Annotated in this window: 29 protein-coding genes and 1 pseudogene; 28 read left to right on the top strand and 2 right to left on the bottom strand. The window is 51.5% G+C overall.

The window, feature by feature from the left end:
* Positions 1 to 33: 33 nt before the first annotated feature.
* The 24 genes and pseudogenes from rplP (at position 34) to DESAC_RS15205 (ending at position 12,749) form a co-directional block, all read left to right on the top strand.
* Positions 34 to 447 (top strand): 50S ribosomal protein L16, encoded by a 414-nt coding sequence (gene rplP / locus DESAC_RS07215; RefSeq protein ID WP_013706415.1) that lies wholly within the window; start codon positions 34 to 36, stop codon positions 445 to 447.
* A complete protein-coding gene (rpmC, locus tag DESAC_RS07210) occupies positions 444 to 632 on the top strand; it encodes a 50S ribosomal protein L29 (RefSeq protein ID WP_013706414.1) in 189 nt (62 codons plus the stop codon). Before rplP ends, rpmC begins: the two co-directional genes overlap by 4 nt.
* A 48-nt stretch (positions 633 to 680) precedes the next feature.
* A complete protein-coding gene (rpsQ, locus tag DESAC_RS07205) occupies positions 681 to 941 on the top strand; it encodes a 30S ribosomal protein S17 (protein ID WP_013706413.1) in 261 nt (86 codons plus the stop codon).
* 87 nt (positions 942 to 1,028) lie between these two features.
* Positions 1,029 to 1,397: a 50S ribosomal protein L14 gene (rplN, locus tag DESAC_RS07200; RefSeq protein ID WP_013706412.1), complete on the top strand. Its 369-nt coding sequence runs from the start codon at positions 1,029 to 1,031 to the stop codon at positions 1,395 to 1,397.
* 8 nt (positions 1,398 to 1,405) lie between these two features.
* Positions 1,406 to 1,756 (top strand): 50S ribosomal protein L24, encoded by a 351-nt coding sequence (gene rplX / locus DESAC_RS07195; protein WP_013706411.1) that lies wholly within the window; start codon positions 1,406 to 1,408, stop codon positions 1,754 to 1,756.
* 8 nt (positions 1,757 to 1,764) lie between these two features.
* Positions 1,765 to 2,304, top strand: a complete 540-nt coding sequence (gene rplE, locus DESAC_RS07190; RefSeq protein ID WP_013706410.1) for a 50S ribosomal protein L5 — start codon at positions 1,765 to 1,767, stop codon at positions 2,302 to 2,304.
* Positions 2,305 to 2,317: 13 nt separating this feature from the next.
* Positions 2,318 to 2,503 (top strand): type Z 30S ribosomal protein S14, encoded by a 186-nt coding sequence (locus tag DESAC_RS07185; RefSeq protein ID WP_013706409.1) that lies wholly within the window; start codon positions 2,318 to 2,320, stop codon positions 2,501 to 2,503.
* 113 nt (positions 2,504 to 2,616) lie between these two features.
* On the top strand, positions 2,617 to 3,015 hold the full coding sequence (rpsH, locus tag DESAC_RS07180; protein ID WP_013706408.1) for a 30S ribosomal protein S8: 399 nt from the start codon (positions 2,617 to 2,619) through the stop codon (positions 3,013 to 3,015).
* 62 nt (positions 3,016 to 3,077) lie between these two features.
* Positions 3,078 to 3,617, top strand: a complete 540-nt coding sequence (gene rplF / locus DESAC_RS07175) for a 50S ribosomal protein L6 (RefSeq protein ID WP_013706407.1) — start codon at positions 3,078 to 3,080, stop codon at positions 3,615 to 3,617.
* 207 nt (positions 3,618 to 3,824) lie between these two features.
* On the top strand, positions 3,825 to 4,193 hold the full coding sequence (rplR, locus tag DESAC_RS07170; protein WP_041283854.1) for a 50S ribosomal protein L18: 369 nt from the start codon (positions 3,825 to 3,827) through the stop codon (positions 4,191 to 4,193).
* Positions 4,194 to 4,231: 38 nt separating this feature from the next.
* Positions 4,232 to 4,744 carry a 30S ribosomal protein S5 gene (gene rpsE, locus DESAC_RS07165; protein ID WP_041283853.1) on the top strand — a complete coding sequence of 171 codons (513 nt, stop codon included), beginning with the start codon at positions 4,232 to 4,234 and terminating at the stop codon, positions 4,742 to 4,744.
* A 24-nt stretch (positions 4,745 to 4,768) separates the two neighbouring features.
* Complete coding sequence (gene rpmD, locus DESAC_RS07160) at positions 4,769 to 4,966, top strand: 50S ribosomal protein L30 (protein WP_013706404.1); 198 nt, start codon at positions 4,769 to 4,771, stop codon at positions 4,964 to 4,966.
* 6 nt (positions 4,967 to 4,972) lie between these two features.
* Entirely contained in the window at positions 4,973 to 5,413 is a 441-nt protein-coding gene (gene rplO, locus DESAC_RS07155; protein ID WP_013706403.1) for a 50S ribosomal protein L15, read from the top strand.
* A gap of 1 nt (position 5,414) precedes the next feature.
* Positions 5,415 to 6,728 carry a preprotein translocase subunit SecY gene (secY, locus tag DESAC_RS07150; protein WP_013706402.1) on the top strand — a complete coding sequence of 438 codons (1,314 nt, stop codon included), beginning with the start codon at positions 5,415 to 5,417 and terminating at the stop codon, positions 6,726 to 6,728.
* Between the two features lie 212 nt (positions 6,729 to 6,940).
* Positions 6,941 to 7,588 (top strand): adenylate kinase, encoded by a 648-nt coding sequence (locus tag DESAC_RS07145; RefSeq protein ID WP_013706401.1) that lies wholly within the window; start codon positions 6,941 to 6,943, stop codon positions 7,586 to 7,588.
* A 59-nt stretch (positions 7,589 to 7,647) separates the two neighbouring features.
* Positions 7,648 to 8,394 carry a type I methionyl aminopeptidase gene (gene map / locus DESAC_RS07140; RefSeq protein WP_041284349.1) on the top strand — a complete coding sequence of 249 codons (747 nt, stop codon included), beginning with the start codon at positions 7,648 to 7,650 and terminating at the stop codon, positions 8,392 to 8,394.
* Positions 8,395 to 8,842: 448 nt separating this feature from the next.
* The gene (gene infA, locus DESAC_RS07135) at positions 8,843 to 9,061 is read left to right on the top strand and encodes a translation initiation factor IF-1 (RefSeq protein ID WP_013706399.1); all 219 of its coding nucleotides are present in this window, start codon (positions 8,843 to 8,845) and stop codon (positions 9,059 to 9,061) included.
* 34 nt (positions 9,062 to 9,095) lie between these two features.
* Entirely contained in the window at positions 9,096 to 9,209 is a 114-nt protein-coding gene (gene rpmJ, locus DESAC_RS07130; RefSeq protein WP_013706398.1) for a 50S ribosomal protein L36, read from the top strand.
* 14 nt (positions 9,210 to 9,223) lie between these two features.
* A complete protein-coding gene (rpsM, locus tag DESAC_RS07125; RefSeq protein WP_013706397.1) occupies positions 9,224 to 9,598 on the top strand; it encodes a 30S ribosomal protein S13 in 375 nt (124 codons plus the stop codon).
* Positions 9,599 to 9,607: 9 nt separating this feature from the next.
* Positions 9,608 to 10,003, top strand: coding sequence for a 30S ribosomal protein S11 (gene rpsK, locus DESAC_RS07120; protein ID WP_013706396.1), 396 nt, complete (start codon positions 9,608 to 9,610; stop codon positions 10,001 to 10,003).
* 86 nt (positions 10,004 to 10,089) lie between these two features.
* Complete coding sequence (rpsD, locus tag DESAC_RS07115) at positions 10,090 to 10,716, top strand: 30S ribosomal protein S4 (RefSeq protein ID WP_013706395.1); 627 nt, start codon at positions 10,090 to 10,092, stop codon at positions 10,714 to 10,716.
* A gap of 123 nt (positions 10,717 to 10,839) precedes the next feature.
* Positions 10,840 to 11,850, top strand: a complete 1,011-nt coding sequence (locus DESAC_RS07110) for a DNA-directed RNA polymerase subunit alpha (RefSeq protein WP_013706394.1) — start codon at positions 10,840 to 10,842, stop codon at positions 11,848 to 11,850.
* Positions 11,847 to 12,239: pseudogene (gene rplQ / locus DESAC_RS07105) on the top strand (50S ribosomal protein L17); the annotation flags it as partial. The gene DESAC_RS07110 and the pseudogene rplQ, both read left to right, overlap by 4 nt.
* A gap of 96 nt (positions 12,240 to 12,335) precedes the next feature.
* The gene (locus tag DESAC_RS15205) at positions 12,336 to 12,749 is read left to right on the top strand and encodes an acyl-CoA thioesterase (protein ID WP_013706392.1); all 414 of its coding nucleotides are present in this window, start codon (positions 12,336 to 12,338) and stop codon (positions 12,747 to 12,749) included.
* Between the two features lie 49 nt (positions 12,750 to 12,798).
* On the opposite strand, the gene DESAC_RS15200 is transcribed toward DESAC_RS15205, so the two are convergent.
* Both DESAC_RS15200 and DESAC_RS07090 read right to left on the bottom strand, forming a co-directional pair.
* Positions 12,799 to 13,323, bottom strand: a complete 525-nt coding sequence (locus DESAC_RS15200; protein ID WP_052301910.1) for a hypothetical protein — start codon at positions 13,321 to 13,323, stop codon at positions 12,799 to 12,801.
* A gap of 9 nt (positions 13,324 to 13,332) precedes the next feature.
* Complete coding sequence (locus tag DESAC_RS07090) at positions 13,333 to 14,391, bottom strand: MBL fold metallo-hydrolase (RefSeq protein ID WP_041284346.1); 1,059 nt, start codon at positions 14,389 to 14,391, stop codon at positions 13,333 to 13,335.
* Between the two features lie 353 nt (positions 14,392 to 14,744).
* On the opposite strand from DESAC_RS07090, the gene DESAC_RS07085 reads away from it, so the two are divergent.
* The 4 genes from DESAC_RS07085 (at position 14,745) to mnmL (ending at position 18,210) form a co-directional block, all read left to right on the top strand.
* A complete protein-coding gene (locus DESAC_RS07085) occupies positions 14,745 to 15,341 on the top strand; it encodes a hypothetical protein (RefSeq protein WP_148231203.1) in 597 nt (198 codons plus the stop codon).
* A gap of 241 nt (positions 15,342 to 15,582) precedes the next feature.
* Entirely contained in the window at positions 15,583 to 16,479 is an 897-nt protein-coding gene (locus DESAC_RS07080) for a 50S ribosomal protein L11 methyltransferase (protein ID WP_013706389.1), read from the top strand.
* 4 nt (positions 16,480 to 16,483) lie between these two features.
* Complete coding sequence (locus tag DESAC_RS07075) at positions 16,484 to 17,269, top strand: RsmE family RNA methyltransferase (protein WP_013706388.1); 786 nt, start codon at positions 16,484 to 16,486, stop codon at positions 17,267 to 17,269.
* The gene (gene mnmL / locus DESAC_RS07070) at positions 17,266 to 18,210 is read left to right on the top strand and encodes a tRNA modification radical SAM protein MnmL/YtqA (RefSeq protein WP_013706387.1); all 945 of its coding nucleotides are present in this window, start codon (positions 17,266 to 17,268) and stop codon (positions 18,208 to 18,210) included. The genes DESAC_RS07075 and mnmL overlap by 4 nt, the downstream gene beginning before the upstream one ends.
* Position 18,211 lies beyond the last annotated feature (1 nt).

The raw sequence follows: 18,211 nt of genomic DNA, 5'->3' as shown, positions 1-18,211 counted from the left end.
GCCAGTCTGCGTCCACAAGGATGGTAAAATCTTATGTTAAGTCCAAAACGAGTACGTTACCGGAAACAACAAAAGGGGCGAATGAGAGGTCAGGCCACCCGCGGTAATAAGGTAGCCTTTGGCGCTTTCGGTCTACAAGCCCAGGATTGCGGTTATCTGACTGCCCAACAGATTGAAGCAGCCCGTATAGCCATGACACGATACATTAAGCGCGGCGGCAAGATCTGGATCAGGATTTTCCCCGATAAACCCTTTACCCGAAAACCGGCGGAAACCCGGATGGGCAAGGGCAAGGGCAGCCCGGAAGGCTGGCTGGCAGTAATCCGGCCAGGGCGGATTTTGTACGAAATGGAAGGCATCCCGGAAGAGGTGGCGCGCGAGGCTCTGCGTCTGGCCAGTCATAAACTCCCGATCAAAACCAGATTTGTCATCCGGGAGGACACATGAAAGCCGCAGACTTGCGAGAACTTACCGGCGAAGAATTGTTGGCCAAGATGAAGGAATTGGAAGAAGAGCTCTTCAATCTGAAGTTTCAGCTCGCCAGCCAGCAGCTCAGCAATTCGGCTCGCCTGCGTGAATCGCGTCGGGATTTGGCCCGATTGAAGACAGTGCTGAGGGAAAAGTCGATATAGACCAACGCCATCCATGAGACAGTGTTGGAAATTTCTGAGAGAAGAGACATGGATCAAGAACGAGGTAACCGAAAAACTTTAACCGGCGTTGTCGTCAGCGACAAGATGGACAAAACCGTGGTCGTTCGCGTCGAACGGTTAGTCCGTCACCCTGTCTATCATAAGACAGTAAAACGGCGGAAAAAATTCAAAGCCCACGATCAAAATAACGCATGCGGCGTCGGCGACAAGGTGCTGATTATTGAATCTCGCCCTTTAAGTCGGGACAAACGCTGGCGGATAAAAGAAATACTCGAGAAAGCCCTATAAATTTGCGGGTTTTGGATAAAATAACAACATCTCATCTGAGCCTTCGAACCCTCTGTGGCGGATCAGCTCGGAGAGTAAAGGTCGGCTATGATTCAAGTACACACAACGTTAAATGTCGCAGACAATTCCGGCGCCAAGCAGTTGCAGTGCATTCGGGTTTTGGGAGGCACCAGACGACGCTATGCCTGCGTCGGTGATATCATTGTAGTAGCCGTAAAAGAAGCCCTGCCCAATTCCAAAGTTAAAAAGGGCGACGTCAAACGGGCGGTAGTGGTAAGGACTATCAAGGAAACCAGCCGACCCGATGGTTCGTATATCAGATTCTCCGATAATTCGGCAGTATTGATTAATCCACAGGGTGAGCCCATCGGCACGCGTATATTCGGCCCGGTGGCGCGGGAACTGCGGGCCAAGAAATTTATGAAGATCATCTCCCTGGCCCCAGAGGTGTTATAGGTGCTCAGATGGCCAAAAAAAAACCGATAGAAACAGAAATTATCATCCGCATCAAAAAGAATGATAAAGTCGAAGTGATCGCCGGCAAAGAAAAAGGCAAGACCGGCAAGGTCCTCAAAGTCCTGCGAGATAAGAACCGGGTCCTGGTGGAGAAGATTAACATGATTAAACGCCACACCCGACCGAGCCCAACCACCGGTCAAGGGGGCATCATCGAAAAAGAAGCCCCCCTGCATATCTCCAACGTTAAGCTTATCTGTGGAAAATGCACCGAGGCCACTCGGATCAAAAAGACTCAGACCGCTGACGGCAAATGGGTACGCACCTGTTGCAAGTGCGGTGAACTGATCGAAGGGTAAGAAACAGTATGGCGCGGTTATACGATTTTTATCAAAAAGAATGTATTCCGGCAATGATCCAGGAGTTCCGGTATAAAAGCGTGATGCAGGCGCCGCGGCTCCAAAAAATCGTGGTTAATATGGGGCTGGGCGAGGCAACGCAAAATATCAAGATTTTGGACTCCGCCAGTGCTGAACTGGCGGCCATTACCGGCCAGAAACCAGTCATTACCCGGGCCCGCAGGTCTATCGCCGCCTTCAAGTTGAGAGAGGGTATGCCTATCGGCGTCATGGTTACCCTACGGCGAGATAAGATGTTTGAGTTTTTGGATCGGCTGATGAATATCGCCCTTCCGAGGGTACGCGATTTTCGGGGCGTGTCTGATAAGGCCTTTGATGGTCGGGGCAACTATACCCTGGGAATCAAAGAGCAGATCATCTTTCCAGAGATCGATTATGATAAGATTGATAAGATTAAAGGAATGAATATAACTATCGTCACCTCTGCCCCTACGGATGAGGAAGCAAAATTCCTTCTCAGGCGGTTGGGAATGCCTTTCAGAAGTTAGTAAGGAGACTTGAGTGGCAAAAAAATCTATCATTGCCAAGGCGAAGCGGGAACCGAAATTCAGTGTCCGGAAATATAATCGCTGCCCTTTGTGCGGCCGGCCGCGAGCTTACATTCGGAAATTTGGCATCTGCCGACTCTGCTTCCGGTCACTGGCCCTCAAGGGGGAAATACCAGGGGTCATTAAATCAAGTTGGTAGGATACGGTTGACCGAAAAGCATCATGGATTTTCCACGGGCAGTCGGTAAAGCAGCCGGGCAGCATTGAAAGTTAATCTTGGCAATTACCTCTGGCAAATAGGAGTCAAACATTATGGGCCTTACCGATCCCCTAGCGGACATGTTGACCAGGATCCGCAATGCGGGGGCGGCGAGATTTGATAAAGTCGATATTCCCGCATCCCGGATGAAGATCAGCGTGGCGCGCCTTCTCAAAGAAGAGGGCTATATTAAGAATTTCAAGATTATCAAGGACAAAAAACAAGGTGTGCTGCGGGTTTATTTAAAATACGACAGATCAAGCAAGCCGCTGATTAACGGTCTGAAGCGGATCAGCAAGCCAAGCCGCCGCGTGTATGCCCCGAAAGATGGCATTATACAAGTTCTGGGTGGGCTTGGCGTCGCGATCGTGTCAACCTCCAAAGGAATCCTTACTGACCGGGAGGCACGTCAACAAGGTGTCGGCGGTGAGGTCCTATGCAACATCTGGTAGGAAAGCCAGCCGCGGCGTTATTGCCAAATCTGGTGGCATGGCCGTGAAAAGGAAATATTAATATGTCTCGCATCGGCAAACAACCTATCCCTCTGCCCAAAGAAGTCAAGGTGAACTACGACAACGGTTCTCTCACCGTTAAAGGGCCCAAGGGAACATTGGCGCGGCACCTTCACCCTCTGGTGGATTTAGAAATAACCCCCACCGAATTAAAGGTCTTATTGAGGGATGATAATAAATCATATTGGCGTTATTGGGGATTGGAACGCACCCTCGTAGCCAATATGATTACCGGCGTCAGCACCGGCTTCCTCAAAACGCTTGAAATCGTGGGTACCGGCTATAAAGTGGAAGATAAAGGCGACCATCTACTCTTTAGTCTGGGCTATTCCCATCCTATTGAGTACAGATTACCAACCGGCATTACCGCCAAGGTCGAAAAAACCAACCGTCTGATCCTCGAAGGGGCTGATAAGGAATCTTTAGGACAGACGGCAGCAGTTATTCGACAGATGCGGCCGCCGGAACCTTATAAAGGCAAGGGCATTAAGTACGCCGACGAAGTTATCCGCCGCAAAGTGGGAAAAGCTGGCGGACGTTAATCATGAACCGGCGGACAGTTTGAGGTCGAATCAAATAGCCCGCCCCTACACACGGCAGTATTGCCGGGTGTTGGTAATTTGGAAGTAATAACTAATAATTATAAGTTAGCAGGTAACCCGCGATAACAATGGCAGCCCCTCAGCAATGGGAGGGAACGGGTGGCCGCTAGCGGCCATGACAGAGTTTTGGTAGATAAGGTAACAATCATGGGACAGACTAACCCGAAAGTGGTGGCCAGATTAAAACGTAAGCGGCGGGTTCGCAAGAATATCTTGGGAGTTTCGGAGCGCCCCCGATTATCCGTTTTTAAAAGCTCGCGGCATATCTATGCCCAAATCATTGACGATCAAAAGGGACAGACCCTGATCGCCGCCTCCACCCTGAGCAAGCAACTCCGCAGTGAGGCTACTTCCCTGAAAAAGACCGAAGCGGCTCGGATGGTGGGAAAACTTTTGGCAGAAAAAGCCAAAACCATAGGAATCTCCCAGGTAGCGTTTGACCGCAACGGTTTTTTATATCATGGACGTATTAAAGAGTTGGCCGATAGCTGTCGAGAGCACGGGTTGGATTTTTAATCGGCTGGAACCTAAAAGTTCTTTAGACCGTTGGGTCTATGGAGGTAACATTGTTCGAGAGCGAGGCATCGGAAATACAATTTCTTGACAAGGTGGTACACATTAGCCGGGTGGCCAAGGTTGTCAAAGGTGGGCGGCGTTTTAGTTTCAACGCCCTGGTCGTAGTGGGTGATGGTCAGGGACAGGTTGGAGCCGGTCTGGGTAAGGCCAATGAAGTGCCGGAAGCCATCCGCAAGGCCATGGAACGCGCCAAAAAAAGCCTGATTAAGGTACCTATCTTAAATTCGACCATCCCCTATACGGTAGTGGGAAGATTTGGATCAGGCAAGGTGCTGTTAAAGCCGGCCTCCGAAGGAACTGGCGTCATTGCTGGTGGACCGGTGCGGGCCGTGGTGGAAGTAGCCGGGATTCAGAATATCTTGACCAAATGCCTGGGTTCCAATAATCCCCATAACGCCGTGAAGGCCACTTTCGACGCTTTAAAACAGTTGGCCAGTCCGGAAGAAATAGCCCAAAAACGCAACCGCGCTCTCGAAGAAATCAGGGCTTAGCCAGTATTGAGAAGAGAGAAACTTATGGTAGAACAGGTTTTGGAGATCACCTTAAAGCGGAGCCCCATCGGCAGACCCGAGCGACAGCGGATTACCTTGACAACGTTAGGTTTAACGAAACTTTCTAAAACCGTCCGCCACAAGGATACTCCGGCTGTCCGCGGCATGGTTCGGCAAGTCGCCCATTTGGTAGAAGTTCGCACCAGGTCCAGAGAAGGTTAAGTACTTATGAGATTAGATGAACTGCAACCCTGTCCGGGTTCGAAACATAAGAAAAAACGTGTCGGCCGCGGTACCGGTTCCGGACATGGCAAGACTGCCTGTCGGGGACATAAAGGGCAGAGGTCGCGCTCCGGCGCCAAACTCGGCCCTGCCTTCGAAGGCGGCCAGATGCCCATCATTCGGCGTCTGCCCAAGCGTGGATTCACCAATATCTTCCGGAAACCCCAGGTCATCATCAATCTTCGGGACCTAACCCGCTTCCCGGCGGGTACTGTGGTTGATGAAGAGGTCCTAAAAAACGCCGGGCTCGTTCCCAAAAGCGCCAGCAGCATCAAGCTTCTAGCCGATGGTGCGGTCACTGTCCCTCTGACGGTGCGGCTGCATGCGGTCAGCGGCAAGGCCCGGGAAATGATCGAAGCCCAAGGCGGCGCCGTCGAGGTAATTTAACTTGCTGGGCGGCCTGCAAAACATCGCCAAAATACCAGAGCTCAAACGGCGGATCATAGTCACCTTACTGCTCCTGGCCGTTTATCGTATCGGTTGTCATATTCCCACCCCAGGAATCGACGCCGATGCCTTGATGAGCTTTTTCGCCCGCCACCGCGGCACAATCTTCGGATTGTTCGACATGTTCTCCGGTGGCGCCCTGGAGCGCCTGAGCGTCTTTGCCTTGGGAATTATGCCTTACATCAGCGCTTCCATTATTATGGAGCTGATGAAGGTGGTTATACCAGCCCTGGACAAACTCTATAAAGAAGGGGAAGCCGGCCAGAAGAAAATTAAACAGTACACCCGCTATGGTACCGTAATTTTAAGCGCCATCCAAGGCCTGGGCATCAGTATGGGTCTTGAAGGTATGGGTATGGAAAGCGGCGGGGTCCCGGTAGTACTGCATCCGGGATGGGCCTTCCGCCTCATGACGGTCCTGACCCTCACTTCGGGTACCGCATTTATTATGTGGCTGGGAGAACAGATCACTGAGCGCGGCATCGGCAACGGTATTTCTCTGATTATTTTTGCCGGCATCGTAGCCCGCATGCCCTCGGCCATCATCAATACCATGCAACTGGTTAAGACCGGTGAAATCGGCATCATTCTGATCTTTCTCATTATGATTCTGATGATCGCCGTGGTCGGATTTATTGTGTTCATGGAGCGGGGTCAGCGGCGCATACCGGTACAATACGCCCGGCGGGTGGTAGGACGTCGGATGTATGGCGGGCAGACAACCCACCTGCCGTTAAAAGTGAACAGCGCCGGCGTTATTCCCCCTATTTTCGCCTCCTCTATTCTCATGTTTCCAGCCACTATCGCCACCTTTATCAATGTGGACTGGGTGAGAAGAGCCACGGAATTGATTTCCCCGGGAGCCTTAATACACGAAATTCTCTATGTAATTTTCATTATTTTCTTCTGCTACTTTTATACCGCCGTAACCTTTAATCCGGTTGATGTGGCGGAAAACATGAAAAAGTATGGCGGCTATATCCCCGGTCTGCGGCCCGGTAAGCCGACTTCCGACTATATTGAGCGCATCCTGAGCCGGATTACCTTAGGCGGCGCTTTGTATGTCTCCTTTGTCTGCGTCATGCCGACTGTCCTCGTGCAACGATTTAACGTTCCTTTCTATTTCGGCGGCACGGCCCTGTTAATTGTCGTGGGTGTGGCCATGGACACGGTAGGACAGATAGAGTCGCATATGTTGACCCGACATTACGAAGGCTTTATGAAGAAGCGCATCGGCGGACGCACCCGGAGATAAATACTTTTTTTTCCAATCCGAGACCATCCCGGTTTTTAGGTCTCGGTTGAGTTTCAGCGCAGTTTTTAGGCAGTAAGGTTTATTGATTATGTACCGCCCTTGAAGGATAAAGATATATCCTAGCTGGATCCTTCGAGCTATCTGGCGAAAGTAGGTAAGCGTGGGGTAGCAGCGCTACCGCGCAGCGTAAATCGTCTTTTAAGGAGGCAGGCATGAATCTGATTCTGTTGGGTGGCCCTGGCGCCGGCAAGGGAACGCAGGCGAAACTTTTAATTGAGAAGTATAAGATTCCTCAGATCTCTACGGGCGACATCTTGCGGGCGGCGGTCAAGGAAGGCACCGCCATGGGCAAGAAGGCCAAAGAATATATGGATGCCGGCAAGCTGGTCCCCGATGAGGTCGTTATCGGCATCATTGAAGATAGGCTGAAACAGTCCGATGCCCAGAAAGGATTTATTCTGGACGGTTTTCCGCGCACAGTACCTCAGGCTGAGGCACTGGACGCCACCTTAAAAAAGATGGGCTCCAAGATCGACCATGTGCTGAGCATCGAGGTTGACGAAGAAGCACTGGTTACCCGTCTCACCGGTCGCCGGACCTGTAAAAATGCGGATTGCGGTCAGATGTATCATATTAAATTCACTCCTCCTAAAAAAGAAGGGGTGTGTGATAAATGCGGTTCGCCCTTATATCAGCGCGACGATGACAATGAAGCTACCGTACGCTCTCGTTTAACCACCTATAACCAGGCCACCAAACCCCTGATCGATTATTATGCCAAACAAGGCATGCTACAGACCATTAAGGGTGTAGGCGGCATTAACGACATCTTTAATAAGATTGTTGGTATCTTAGGCTAATAAGACTTTTCGGGGGAAACCGCTTGGCCATCAAGGGTTTCCCCAACAATCAAAGCGCTATGATTAAGCTTAAATCGCCACTAGAAATTGGCAAATTGCAAGTGGCCAATCAGATCGTTGCTGAAGCCTTAGCAGAAATGGCCGCAATTATCCAACCCGGATTGGAAACCCTGGAGTTGGACATCTTAGCGGAAGAAATCTGCCGCCGTCGCAAGGTCAAGCCAGCTTTCAAGAATTACCGGGGTTATCCCCGCTCTGTCTGCGTTTCCATTAATGATGAAGTTGTCCACGGCATCCCTTCTCACCGATGTCTGGAGGAGGGAGATCTGGTCAGTATAGATTTTGGTGTCCGGTATGACGGCTACTTCGGAGATGCCGCAGTCACCGTACCGGTGGGGGAGGTAAGTTCCTCTGCCAAAAAGCTCATGGCTACCACCGAAGAGGCGCTGTATGCCGGCATTGGTCAGGTCTGTATCGGCCACCGCTTGAGCGACGTCTCCCATGCTATTCAAGAAACCGTCGAAAAAGAAGGTTTCTCGGTTATCCGAGATTTCGTCGGCCATGGTATCGGACGCGCCCTGCATGAAGATCCGCAGATCCCGAATTATGGCCCTCCCGGTCATGGGCCGGTCTTACAGGCTGGAATGACTATGGCTATCGAGCCGATGGTGAGCGCCGGAGATTGGCAGGTATCCGTTCTCCCCGATGGTTGGACGGCAGTCACCAAAGACGGCAGTCTAGCGGCCCATTATGAACACACCATTGCTCTCACTGAAAAAGGCGTCTTGATTTTGAGCAAATTATAAGCATATAATAAATAGGGTTATAATTTCGGCTTTCCAGGGTTATTCCCGAAATGAGCCAACAGCTTTCACTCAAAATATTTGAGGAATCAATTTCGCAAGCCGAGACATTGCCAGGTATGGCGTATTTTACTGATTATCCTCATTAAGCCGATGGTCGGAGGCTGAAGGCCGATTGCTTGGCAAGATTAGGGGAATGAGGATATTCTAAAATCAACCAGACCCGAGCAGGATAAGAAACCTGAATTTTTCTATATTTGGTAGGATTGGAAAGCAACGACTGTTAACTGTCGCGCAGACTGTAGATTGTAGGGCTGGAAAGCAAAGCGCATCCCGCCCCCGTTAAAAGACAACTTGCAAATAGACTGACAAGTATCAACCACCAATAGCCATTTTCATGGTATGCGGGTGATTTGTAAGTAATGACAACCAGTTTTGGGAGCAGTGGTATATGCCCAAAGAAGAAGCTATCGAAGTGGAAGGCACCGTCATTGAACCGTTGCCCAATGCCATGTTTCGGGTGGAATTAGAGAATGGTCATAGGGTATTGGCGCACATATCCGGCAAAATGCGGATGCATTATATCAAGATATTACCCGGAGATAGAGTCACAGTAGAACTTTCTCCTTATGATTTAAACCGGGGACGCATTACTTATCGGGCTAAATAACCCTCTCGAATTGTTCCCGGAAAAGGACACTAGCATGAAAGTTAAAGCTTCAGTTAAGCGAATCTGCAGCAAATGCAAGATCATCCGGCGAAAAGGCGTGGTACGGGTGATCTGTGAAAATCCAAAGCATAAGCAGCGCCAGGGATAAAAGGGGGAAGGAAGTTGGCCAGAATCTCAGGGGTGGATTTGCCTCGCAATAAACGGATGGAAATCGCACTGACGTATATCTACGGCATCGGCCGTACCACAGCGCAAAAAATCCTCCAGGTTGCCGAAGTTGACGGTAGCACGAAATCGGATAATTTAACTGACGCTGAACTCACCCGCATCCGCAACGTCATCGACGCCCACCACAAAGTGGAAGGTGATTTACGCCGAGAAATTTCCATGAATATTAAGAGACTCATGGATATCGGCTGCTACCGCGGTCTGCGGCATAGGAAATCACTGCCGGTTCGCGGACAACGAACCCATACCAATGCCCGCACCCGAAAAGGCCCTCGCCGTTCGGTCGTCGGCAAGCGGAAAAAAGCGTAAGGAGTTATCATGGCTAAAGTAACTCGCCGGGGAGTCAAAAAGAAAAAAGAGAAAAAAAATATCCCCACAGGCGTAGCGCACATCCAATCCACTTTTAATAACACCATTGTCACCATTACCGATCCGGCCGGCAATGTAGTATCCTGGTCTTCCTCCGGAATCCAGGGATTCAAGGGTTCGCGCAAAAGCACCCCCTTTGCGGCACAACTGGCCGCCGAAGATGCCGCCAAAAAGGCTATGGAACAAGGAATGCGGACAATTGACGTCTTCGTCAAAGGTCCCGGCGCCGGTCGGGAAGCGGCTATTCGAGCCCTTCAGGTCGCCGGATTCACCATCAATCTGATCAGGGACGTCACCCCTATCCCCCATAATGGCTGCCGGCCGCCAAAGCGGCGTCGGGTTTAGGGTAGCAGAGGGTACAAGTTTAAACGAGGGTCTCGTCTGTTTTGCTGTTTTATAACAATAATAACCTTTAGATGATGAGGTGATAATTGGCCAGGTATCGCGAATCAGTCTGTCGGCTCTGCCGGCGGGAAAGAATGAAATTATTTCTTAAAGGGGATCGCTGCTACACCGATAAGTGCGCCTTTGAACGCCATAGCTATCCACCGGGTCAACACGGGCAAGGTCGGGCAAAATTCTCTGATTTCGGCATTCAGTTGCGCGAAAAACAGAAAGTCCGGCGCATGTATGGCCTGTTGGAAAAACAGTTTCGCAGCTATTTTGCCGCCGCCGACCGGCAGAAAGGCATCACCGGCGCCAATCTGTTAACTCTCTTGGAACGTCGCCTCGACAATGTCGTTTATCGTCTGGGCTTCGCCAATTCCCGGGCCCAAGCCCGTCAACTAGTACGCCACAACCATTTTCTGGTCAATGGCAAAAAAATCAACATCCCCTCGTACCTGGTCAATGTTGGTGATACTATTGAGTTAAAAGAGAAAAGTCGTAAAATTCTGCAGATCGCCGAAGCCCTGGGAGCAGTCGCCCGGCGGGGAATTCCCCAATGGTTAGAAGTCGATACAGAAAATTTCCGCGGCATTATTCGTTTGATGCCATCGCGAGAGGACGTCACGATGCCGATTCAGGAACATCTTATCGTCGAGTTATATTCAAAATAATTCGTTTTGGTTTCGCGCCTCTCCGCCAGGAGAACCCTCCTTTTTAAAACGAACCTTTCACAACACCACGATGTTCAGGAGAAGCTAAAAACCAGAACATGGTTTTTGTGCCGAGGAGAGCGAATGCACAAGAACTGGACCGACTTGATTAGACCAAAAAAGCTAGAGATCGATCCCGATACACATAACCGTTTTTACGGGAAGTTTACCTGTGAACCCCTAGAACGAGGGTTTGGGGCTACCTTGGGCAATGCCCTGCGCCGCGTCTTGCTTTCCTCACTCAGGGGCACTGCAATCACCTCGGTAAAGATCAAGGGGATTCATCACGAATTTTCTCCCATACCCGGGGTTATTGAAGACGTCACCGAGGTTATTTTGAATCTTAAAGCAGTCCGCTTTAAGATGCACTCTCAAGAAGAGAAAGTTATTTACCTCGAGGCCAGGGAAGAAGGGGAAGTTACAGCCGGCGCTTTCAAGACCGACGGCACCATTGAGATTTTAAACCCCGACAGCCATATTGCCACGTTGGCTCGAGACGGCGAATTATTTATTGAGGCCACGGTCAAATCCGGCAAAGGCTACCGACCGGCCGAAGAAAATAAGCAAGAGGGACAGTCTATCGGCACCATCCCTGTCGATGCCATCTTTTCCCCTATCCGTAAGGTCAACCATATCGTGACGCAGGCACGCGTCGGTCAACAGACGGATTATGACAAATTGACTCTGGAGGTCTGGACCGATGGCAGCGTCAGCCCCGAAGACGCCGTGGCCCTCGCCGCCAAGATTCTTAAAGAACAGCTTACTATCTTTATCAACTTTGAAGAACCTTGTGAGGAAACAGAGGAAAAACCGGCCACCGAAATCAGCCGACTCAACGAAAATCTCTTTCGACCGGTCAACGAACTGGAGCTTTCGGTACGTTCCGCCAACTGTCTGAAAAATGCCAATATCCGTTTTATCGGCGAATTAGTGCAAAAGAGCGAAGCCGAGATGCTGAAAACCAAGAACTTCGGCCGTAAATCCCTCAATGAAATCAAGGAAATTTTATCGGAAATGGGACTCAACCTGGGCATGAAATTGGAAAATTTTCCCCCCCGGGAAGGCGTCCCGGAAGGAAAGGAAGGTTTGTCATGAGGCACCGCAGAGCTGGGAGACAACTTTCCCGGACCAAAGAACACCGTTTAGCGATGATGCGCAACCTGGTCACTTCGCTGCTCGAACATGAACGTTTGGAGACTACCGCCGCCAAGGCCAAGGAATTGCGCCAACTGGCGGAACAGATGATCACTCTGGCCAAAAAGAATGATCTCCATGCCCGCCGCCAGGCCCTGGCCGTAGTCCGATCCAAGGACGTGGTGTTCAAACTTTTCAGTGAACTGCGGGAACGCTATGTGGAACGGTCCGGTGGTTATACCCGCATCATACCCAAAGGATTGCGATTGGGAGACGCAGCCCCCATTTCGGTCATCGAACTGCTAGGACGTCCGGAAAAGATCAAGAGGACCAAAAAAGCCAAGGCCGCGGCACAATAAGCAGAATGGTGAATCACTTCTGGCGGGAGGCGGTAACCCTCTCGCTCTGCTTTTTTCTGCCCCCCGACTAGGCGCTGCGTGTGAGATATGGCGGGAAAAGGACATCGATTTTCATATCGAATTCCATTATTTGAAGTTGACATGGGCCAGGCCGTGTATCACGGAAATTATTTTCACCTTTTCGAACTGGCCCGAGAACAGCTCCTGCGGGATCTAGGTTTTGGCTACCCCGAGTTGGTCGCTCGCCAGATACACCTGGCAGTCGTTGAAGCCCATTGCCGCTATCGCCAACCAGTCCGGTATGATGATCAGATCGACATTATTACCGTTATTCCGTCGCTCAAAAGCCGCGGCGTGCAGTTTCAGCAGCAACTCTTCCTGACCGCTACCAGGAAGTTGGCCACAGAAGTCCGGTTGACCACCATTAGCATCGATTTTTCCGGAAAACCGGTCCCCCTACCGCCGGAATTGCGCCAAAAGCTGGTGGTCTTTATTGATTGACCTACCAGCAAGGAGAGGCTGATTTAGAAGGCAACCTCTCCTCCCCCGCTCAAGACCTCCCGGCCAGAAAGTTGTCTCTTTGCAGGCGGCGCCAAAACTGCCGCAAACCGTGCTCCAGTTCCAGACCTAGCCCAAGCTCCCGTCCGATAGTTTCGTTAAGACACCCGACGCCGGCCGAACCCAATGCCGCTCTGAGCTCATCGCAGAAGAAGCGCAGACAGTAGTAATGCCGGGCCACCAGTTTACATCCCTCCTTGCCGACAAATAAACATTTTCCCGCAATCTCTGGTGACTCCGTGAGCTCACACCCGAAGAAGAGATTGATGAATAGCAAAACGGCGTCATAGTTGTTTTCCACCCCGGCGAAACAGCAACTGCCCATCCCCTCCAGGGCACAACGGGTGCAGGCTTCGGTCACGCCCAATCGCTGCATCGCCTCACCGGTATGATGGATCGCTTCCCGATAGCGTTTAAACAGCTCTTTTAAGTGCCTGTCTTGGCCCACCTGGAGACCGTAGGCCAAGAACAGACCTCGGGCTATCTTGAGATTGCGTTGTATGCTTCTCTCAGACAAAAAGCATCCCTATCTTTCCGGGCTTGGCTGCAATACAAGAGTCTCGCCAAACCGCAGGACGATAAATTTATCCGGAGGTATGTTTACTTTTTGTAATGCTTGACGCAACAAGATCGGTGGTTCAGCCTGGGGTTCGTCGGTTAATTTAAACGTACCCCAGTGCATGCCGATAGATTGTTGCGATCGGACATCTTGATGCACCCGTACTGCTTCTTCGGGATCGATGTGCACAGGCCGCATAAACCAGCGGGGCATATAACCGCCGATAGGTATCAAGGCCAGGCGCATGGGGCCGAATCGTCTGCCGATCTCTCGAAAATCCGGGGAATAGCCGGTATCTCCGGCAAAATAGATCTTTCCGACTGGCGTCGATAGCACCCAACCGGCCCAAAGAACTTCATAGGCGTCAAAAGGCGTCCGCATCGAAAAATGCTGGGCCGGAACGCAATGGAAACGTATCGGTCCAAATTCGGCTGACTGCCACCAATCCAGTTCAGTAACCTGAGGCAGATTTGCTTCCCGAAACCATTCGGCCAAACCTAGCGGTACAAAAAACCTGACCCCGCCTCCAAGCCGGGTAACTGTGGGCCGGTCCAGGTGATCGTAGTGATTGTGGCTGATCACGGTGGCCTGAATGGGAGGCAGGTCCTCCAATCTCAAGGGGAGCGGCGCCTGCCGACGACTTCCGGCAAAACTCACCGGAGAAGCACGCTCACTGAATATCGGATCAGTGAGAAGGTTGAGTCCGGCAACCTGAATCAGAAAGGTACTATGGCCGATCCAGGTGATCTGGATAGTTTTAGGATCAGCGTGGTTCAAACAATTAAGATCCGGCGAGACTACCTCTGGTCGATAGGGAAGGACCGACTCTGATCCGAAGGCCGGCGCCTCTTTGGGACCCAGGCCCAGACGCCAACGAAAAAAGTCCCATCGGCGCCCCTGATTGTCGATGTGCAGATTACGAAAACCCCCTGGCACATGATGTTGAGGTATCTCTGACTCTTGGGACCAAACCTGGACAACGGCCACAGCCAATCCAAGACTTGCCAGGCCGAATCGCAGAAACATGCCAAACGCGACTCGCTTTTTGATTAACTTTAACAGATAATAAAACATAGGTATTTTAACTAGAAGCCGCCCGAAATGTTAAAGATCGCCAATCATTGGAGATCACCCCCAAGTCCTGGCCAATCTGATCAATTATATGATATGATCAATATCATAAAGGCCTTTTACAAAACACCTGTTTCTATCATGCTGAATGAAGTAAATGATCTCAACTCGTTAGAAGAATTAGATTCTTCGCTACGCTCAGAATGACAAAAGTGGTGGGAGCCGATTTTAGAAGCACCCCATTAATGCTCCTCGGATCAAAATCCCCTTGCCCACCGGTTCAGCCTCCTGTTCGGCACGTGGAGCTTATGTCACCAAAAACATTTTGCCAGGATCACTTTTCCAAATATATGGGTATCATGGTGTTATTCTGTCTGGCAAGTCTTATTTTTCCCACCCTGACGTCGGCTTCGGAAAAAATTATAGAAAGCTTTTTCTGGCCACCGGGGCATTTCCATCAATTTAATAAAATTTCCCCCTCGCAGCGAAATCATATCCTTGAGGAAATCGAAAAAAAATTGAGCTCCCTGCGCCGGGAGCATAAGAGTCTGCTGGTCAAAGGAGAGGTTGTCGATAAACTGCGGACTGATGTCAACAGGTATAACCCGGCGACCATTCTCGATCAGAGTGGACTGATTATTCTAGTGCATAACTTCCCTAACATTTATTGCGGCTTCTCTGGGCCGAAGTCGTTATTGAACCGCAATACCTTTCTGCTCATAAAAAATCCCATGGTTGACAGACTGGAGAGCATGGTGCGCCAGGGATTTGTCATCACCGGCCATTTCCTGGCATTTTCCCAGAAATATTTAGAGGCATTGAGCCGGGGACTACAAGACGGTTACCGCCAACCGGAAAGACTGTTAAATCAGAGGTTACCCGATGATAAGACAGACCATTATTAGATCCTGCTAAATCTGCCAAATTTAAGCCGGTTCGGTTGGGCCGTGGGAATCCTGATTCAGGTGACCGCTTTTTTCTGCCAAGCCAGGACCTTTTTCTTCTTGCGCGGTTGCATTTTGAGAACTACTAAAGCATTTGCAACTACTTCTCTCAAGCGATATAATATTGCACAGTAGCATTTAGGTGAGTTTGGCAAGAATCTTACCTTCATCCCCCCTGTAAGAAAAAGCCCGTGGGTACACAATGCCAAAACAGAAATGGCTCGAAATTCGGATCTTGCTGCCCGAAACCCTTCAGGAAGAAGCGGGGATCTTTCTCACCGGGTGGAGCGGGCGCGGGGTGGTATTGGAAGACGCGGCCGAGATAGACAGTTCGCCTCGGTTGGCCGGCATCCGGGCGTATCTCCCAGCCGGGGAATTTACCGCGGATATCCGCCAGGATCTGTTTACCTATCTGGATCGCCTCGCCGCCTTGGGATATCGGATCGGTGAACTGCAGCAGCAGATCATAGAGGAAGAAGATTGGGAGCGTGCCTGGCAGGTACACTTCAAAGCACGCCGCCTCGTGGGTCGTTTTGTAATACGCCCCCCTTGGGAGGAGTATAACTCCACCGGCCCTGAAGTGGTCTTGACCATCTATCCCGGCATGGCTTTCGGCACCGGCCGACATCCCAGCACCTGGCTCTGTTTAAAGGCCCTGGAGGAAGTGACCTATAATTGGTCGCAGCACCCCCCTCGATGGGTCTTGGATGTCGGGACCGGAACCGGCATCCTCGGGTTGGCGGCGGCCCGTCTAGGCGCCAGAGTATTGGCTATCGATGTAGATCCGGAGGCGCTGGCGGCAGCCAGGGAAAATATCCTGCTCAATGAGCTTCATGACTTGATGCGGGTCGAGGATCTTCCCCTGAGCGCCATCCGTCAACAGTTCGATCTGATCTTTGCCAACCTGACCGCACCCGATTTACAGACCCTGGCCGAAAGTTTGGCCGGAAGGCTGCTTCCTGAAGGACAGATGATCATTTCAGGTTTCTTGCAGACCGACCTTCCTGAGATGGAAGAACGATTTCGGGCTCAAGGGCTGCAATCTGTTCAAACCCACCTGAAGGATGATTGGGCGGTACTTGTTCTGAAGCGCAGGTAAGCCGATGAAAGCTGACAAAATTCCTCCCCCCGGGCGTTTTCATCAAGAGCGGCAGCGGCGGCGGTTTTTTGCTGGCCTGAATCAATTTCGGGGAGATGAGGTCATTCTATCTCCTTCAGAAAGCCATCATCTGATCAGAGTCGTACGACTGGCGGTAGGAGATCGGGTGGAGGTTTCAGATGGTTGCGGTCGGATTTTTGAAGCGGAAATTTTGAGCCTCGAACCCACCGCCGCTCGGCTCCGTCTACTAAACGAACTCTCTGTCGGAATCGAATCCAGTCTTAAAATCACCCTGGGGTTGGCCCTGGTAAGAGCGGAGATCTTCGATTCCCTCATCCGACAGGTCACGGAATTGGGCATCTACCGGCTCGTCCCCTTTACCTCTACCCGTTCACTGGTCCGGCCGGGGGGGTGGAAAAAATCGCGTCTGCTGCGCTGGCAACGATTGGCACAGGAGGCCTTAAAATCTTCTCAGAGGTTGATCCTGCCTGAGATCGATCCACCGGTGGATTTTCCGGACGCCCTCATCGGACCGGAAGAGGTCAAGTTGATGTTCTGGGAGGAGCAACGGCAAGCTCACCGCCCTCACGATTTAGCAGCCTGGCCGCGTCCTCGCACGATCCGGGCCCTTATCGGTCCTGAGGGAGGGTTTACCGCAGCCGAAGCAGATACGGCGCGACAGGCGGGTTTCAACCTGTTAGGGTTGGGACCGCGACGGCTGCGGGTAGAAACCGCCGCCCTGGCGGCAGTAGCGGTATTGCAGTATACCTGGGGCGATCTGAACCCGTGACTCTCTCTCTCTCACCCGAGAATCCCTACCGCAGTCTGCCTGCCTTTTTGAACGCTCAATTCGGCGAACGGGTGCAGAAAATTACTCTGGACGCCGGTCTGACCTGCCCCAATCGGGATGGCCGGGTGGGTTGGGGTGGCTGTATATATTGCAACACCCGAGGGTCTGGAACCGGGGCCCACGCCCTGGGGCATTCCATCACTCAACAGATACAGGAGGGTATGATACGCCTCGGGAGACGCTACCAAGCCCGAAAATTTATCGCCTATTTTCAAAGTTTTTCTAACACCTACGGTCCCCTGGAGCACCTGCAATCTTTATATGCCGAGGCCTTGGCCTTTCCGCAGGTGGTCGGTCTGAGTATCGGCACCAGACCCGATTGCTTATCTCCGGACCTCCTAAAACTGCTCGGTTCATTGGCCCAGACTCACCTCGTCTGGCTCGAGCTAGGTCTACAATCGGCCCATGATCGGACCCTCCGCCTGATCAATCGCGGCCACGACGCAGCTTGCTTTGTTAAGGCTGTAAACACGGCAGCCCATCGGGGAGTGCATCTGCTGGCGCACGTCATGCTAGGTCTACCCGGAGAATCAAAGGCTGATATGTTGGCCACAGCTACATTCCTAGGGACCTTGCCGGTAGACGGGGTTAAGCTGCATCTCGTTTACGTCATTAAGGGAACTCCATTAGCAGAACTCTATGATACGGGGATTTACCGGCCGTTGTTGAGGGAGGAATACATCAGTTTGGTAGTTGAGGTCATCGAATTATTACCGCCGCAGATGATCATCCATCGTTTAACGGGCGATCCCCACCCGGAAGAACTGGCAGCGCCCGCCTGGTGTCTGGACAAAGCGGGCGTACTGCACGATATCAGACAGGCTTTTATCCGTCGCGGCACCTACCAGGGCCGTCTCTGGCCGGGTAAGGCCTCTCATTGAC

Source organism: Desulfobacca acetoxidans DSM 11109 (assembly GCF_000195295.1).
GTDB classification, from domain to species: domain Bacteria; phylum Desulfobacterota; class Desulfobaccia; order Desulfobaccales; family Desulfobaccaceae; genus Desulfobacca; species Desulfobacca acetoxidans.
The sequence above is the reverse complement of the archived record's forward strand: the minus strand, read 5'-3'. Positions and strand labels throughout refer to the sequence as shown.

What these genes read in the sequence shown, in the direction of transcription:
- rplF (WP_013706407.1), top strand. Translation starts at nt 3,078, where the DNA reads ATGTCTCGCATCGGCAAACAACCTATCCCTCTGCCCAAAGAAGTCAAG.
- DESAC_RS15205 (WP_013706392.1), top strand. Translation starts at nt 12,336, where the DNA reads ATGGCGGGAAAAGGACATCGATTTTCATATCGAATTCCATTATTTGAA.
- DESAC_RS07145 (WP_013706401.1), top strand. Translation starts at nt 6,941, where the DNA reads ATGAATCTGATTCTGTTGGGTGGCCCTGGCGCCGGCAAGGGAACGCAG.
- rpmJ (WP_013706398.1), top strand. Translation starts at nt 9,096, where the DNA reads ATGAAAGTTAAAGCTTCAGTTAAGCGAATCTGCAGCAAATGCAAGATC.
- rplN (WP_013706412.1), top strand. Translation starts at nt 1,029, where the DNA reads ATGATTCAAGTACACACAACGTTAAATGTCGCAGACAATTCCGGCGCC.
- rpsQ (WP_013706413.1), top strand. Translation starts at nt 681, where the DNA reads ATGGATCAAGAACGAGGTAACCGAAAAACTTTAACCGGCGTTGTCGTC.
- DESAC_RS07080 (WP_013706389.1), top strand. Translation starts at nt 15,583, where the DNA reads ATGCCAAAACAGAAATGGCTCGAAATTCGGATCTTGCTGCCCGAAACC.
- rpsK (WP_013706396.1), top strand. Translation starts at nt 9,608, where the DNA reads ATGGCTAAAGTAACTCGCCGGGGAGTCAAAAAGAAAAAAGAGAAAAAA.
- DESAC_RS07085 (WP_148231203.1), top strand. Translation starts at nt 14,745, where the DNA reads ATGTCACCAAAAACATTTTGCCAGGATCACTTTTCCAAATATATGGGT.
- DESAC_RS07110 (WP_013706394.1), top strand. Translation starts at nt 10,840, where the DNA reads ATGCACAAGAACTGGACCGACTTGATTAGACCAAAAAAGCTAGAGATC.
- DESAC_RS07075 (WP_013706388.1), top strand. Translation starts at nt 16,484, where the DNA reads ATGAAAGCTGACAAAATTCCTCCCCCCGGGCGTTTTCATCAAGAGCGG.
- rplE (WP_013706410.1), top strand. Translation starts at nt 1,765, where the DNA reads ATGGCGCGGTTATACGATTTTTATCAAAAAGAATGTATTCCGGCAATG.
- rpsE (WP_041283853.1), top strand. Translation starts at nt 4,232, where the DNA reads ATGGAGGTAACATTGTTCGAGAGCGAGGCATCGGAAATACAATTTCTT.
- infA (WP_013706399.1), top strand. Translation starts at nt 8,843, where the DNA reads ATGCCCAAAGAAGAAGCTATCGAAGTGGAAGGCACCGTCATTGAACCG.
- rplR (WP_041283854.1), top strand. Translation starts at nt 3,825, where the DNA reads ATGGGACAGACTAACCCGAAAGTGGTGGCCAGATTAAAACGTAAGCGG.
- DESAC_RS07090 (WP_041284346.1), bottom strand. Translation starts at nt 14,391, where the DNA reads ATGTTTCTGCGATTCGGCCTGGCAAGTCTTGGATTGGCTGTGGCCGTT.
- map (WP_041284349.1), top strand. Translation starts at nt 7,648, where the DNA reads ATGATTAAGCTTAAATCGCCACTAGAAATTGGCAAATTGCAAGTGGCC.
- rplO (WP_013706403.1), top strand. Translation starts at nt 4,973, where the DNA reads ATGAGATTAGATGAACTGCAACCCTGTCCGGGTTCGAAACATAAGAAA.
- rplX (WP_013706411.1), top strand. Translation starts at nt 1,406, where the DNA reads ATGGCCAAAAAAAAACCGATAGAAACAGAAATTATCATCCGCATCAAA.
- rplP (WP_013706415.1), top strand. Translation starts at nt 34, where the DNA reads ATGTTAAGTCCAAAACGAGTACGTTACCGGAAACAACAAAAGGGGCGA.
- rpsH (WP_013706408.1), top strand. Translation starts at nt 2,617, where the DNA reads ATGGGCCTTACCGATCCCCTAGCGGACATGTTGACCAGGATCCGCAAT.
- rpmC (WP_013706414.1), top strand. Translation starts at nt 444, where the DNA reads ATGAAAGCCGCAGACTTGCGAGAACTTACCGGCGAAGAATTGTTGGCC.
- rpmD (WP_013706404.1), top strand. Translation starts at nt 4,769, where the DNA reads ATGGTAGAACAGGTTTTGGAGATCACCTTAAAGCGGAGCCCCATCGGC.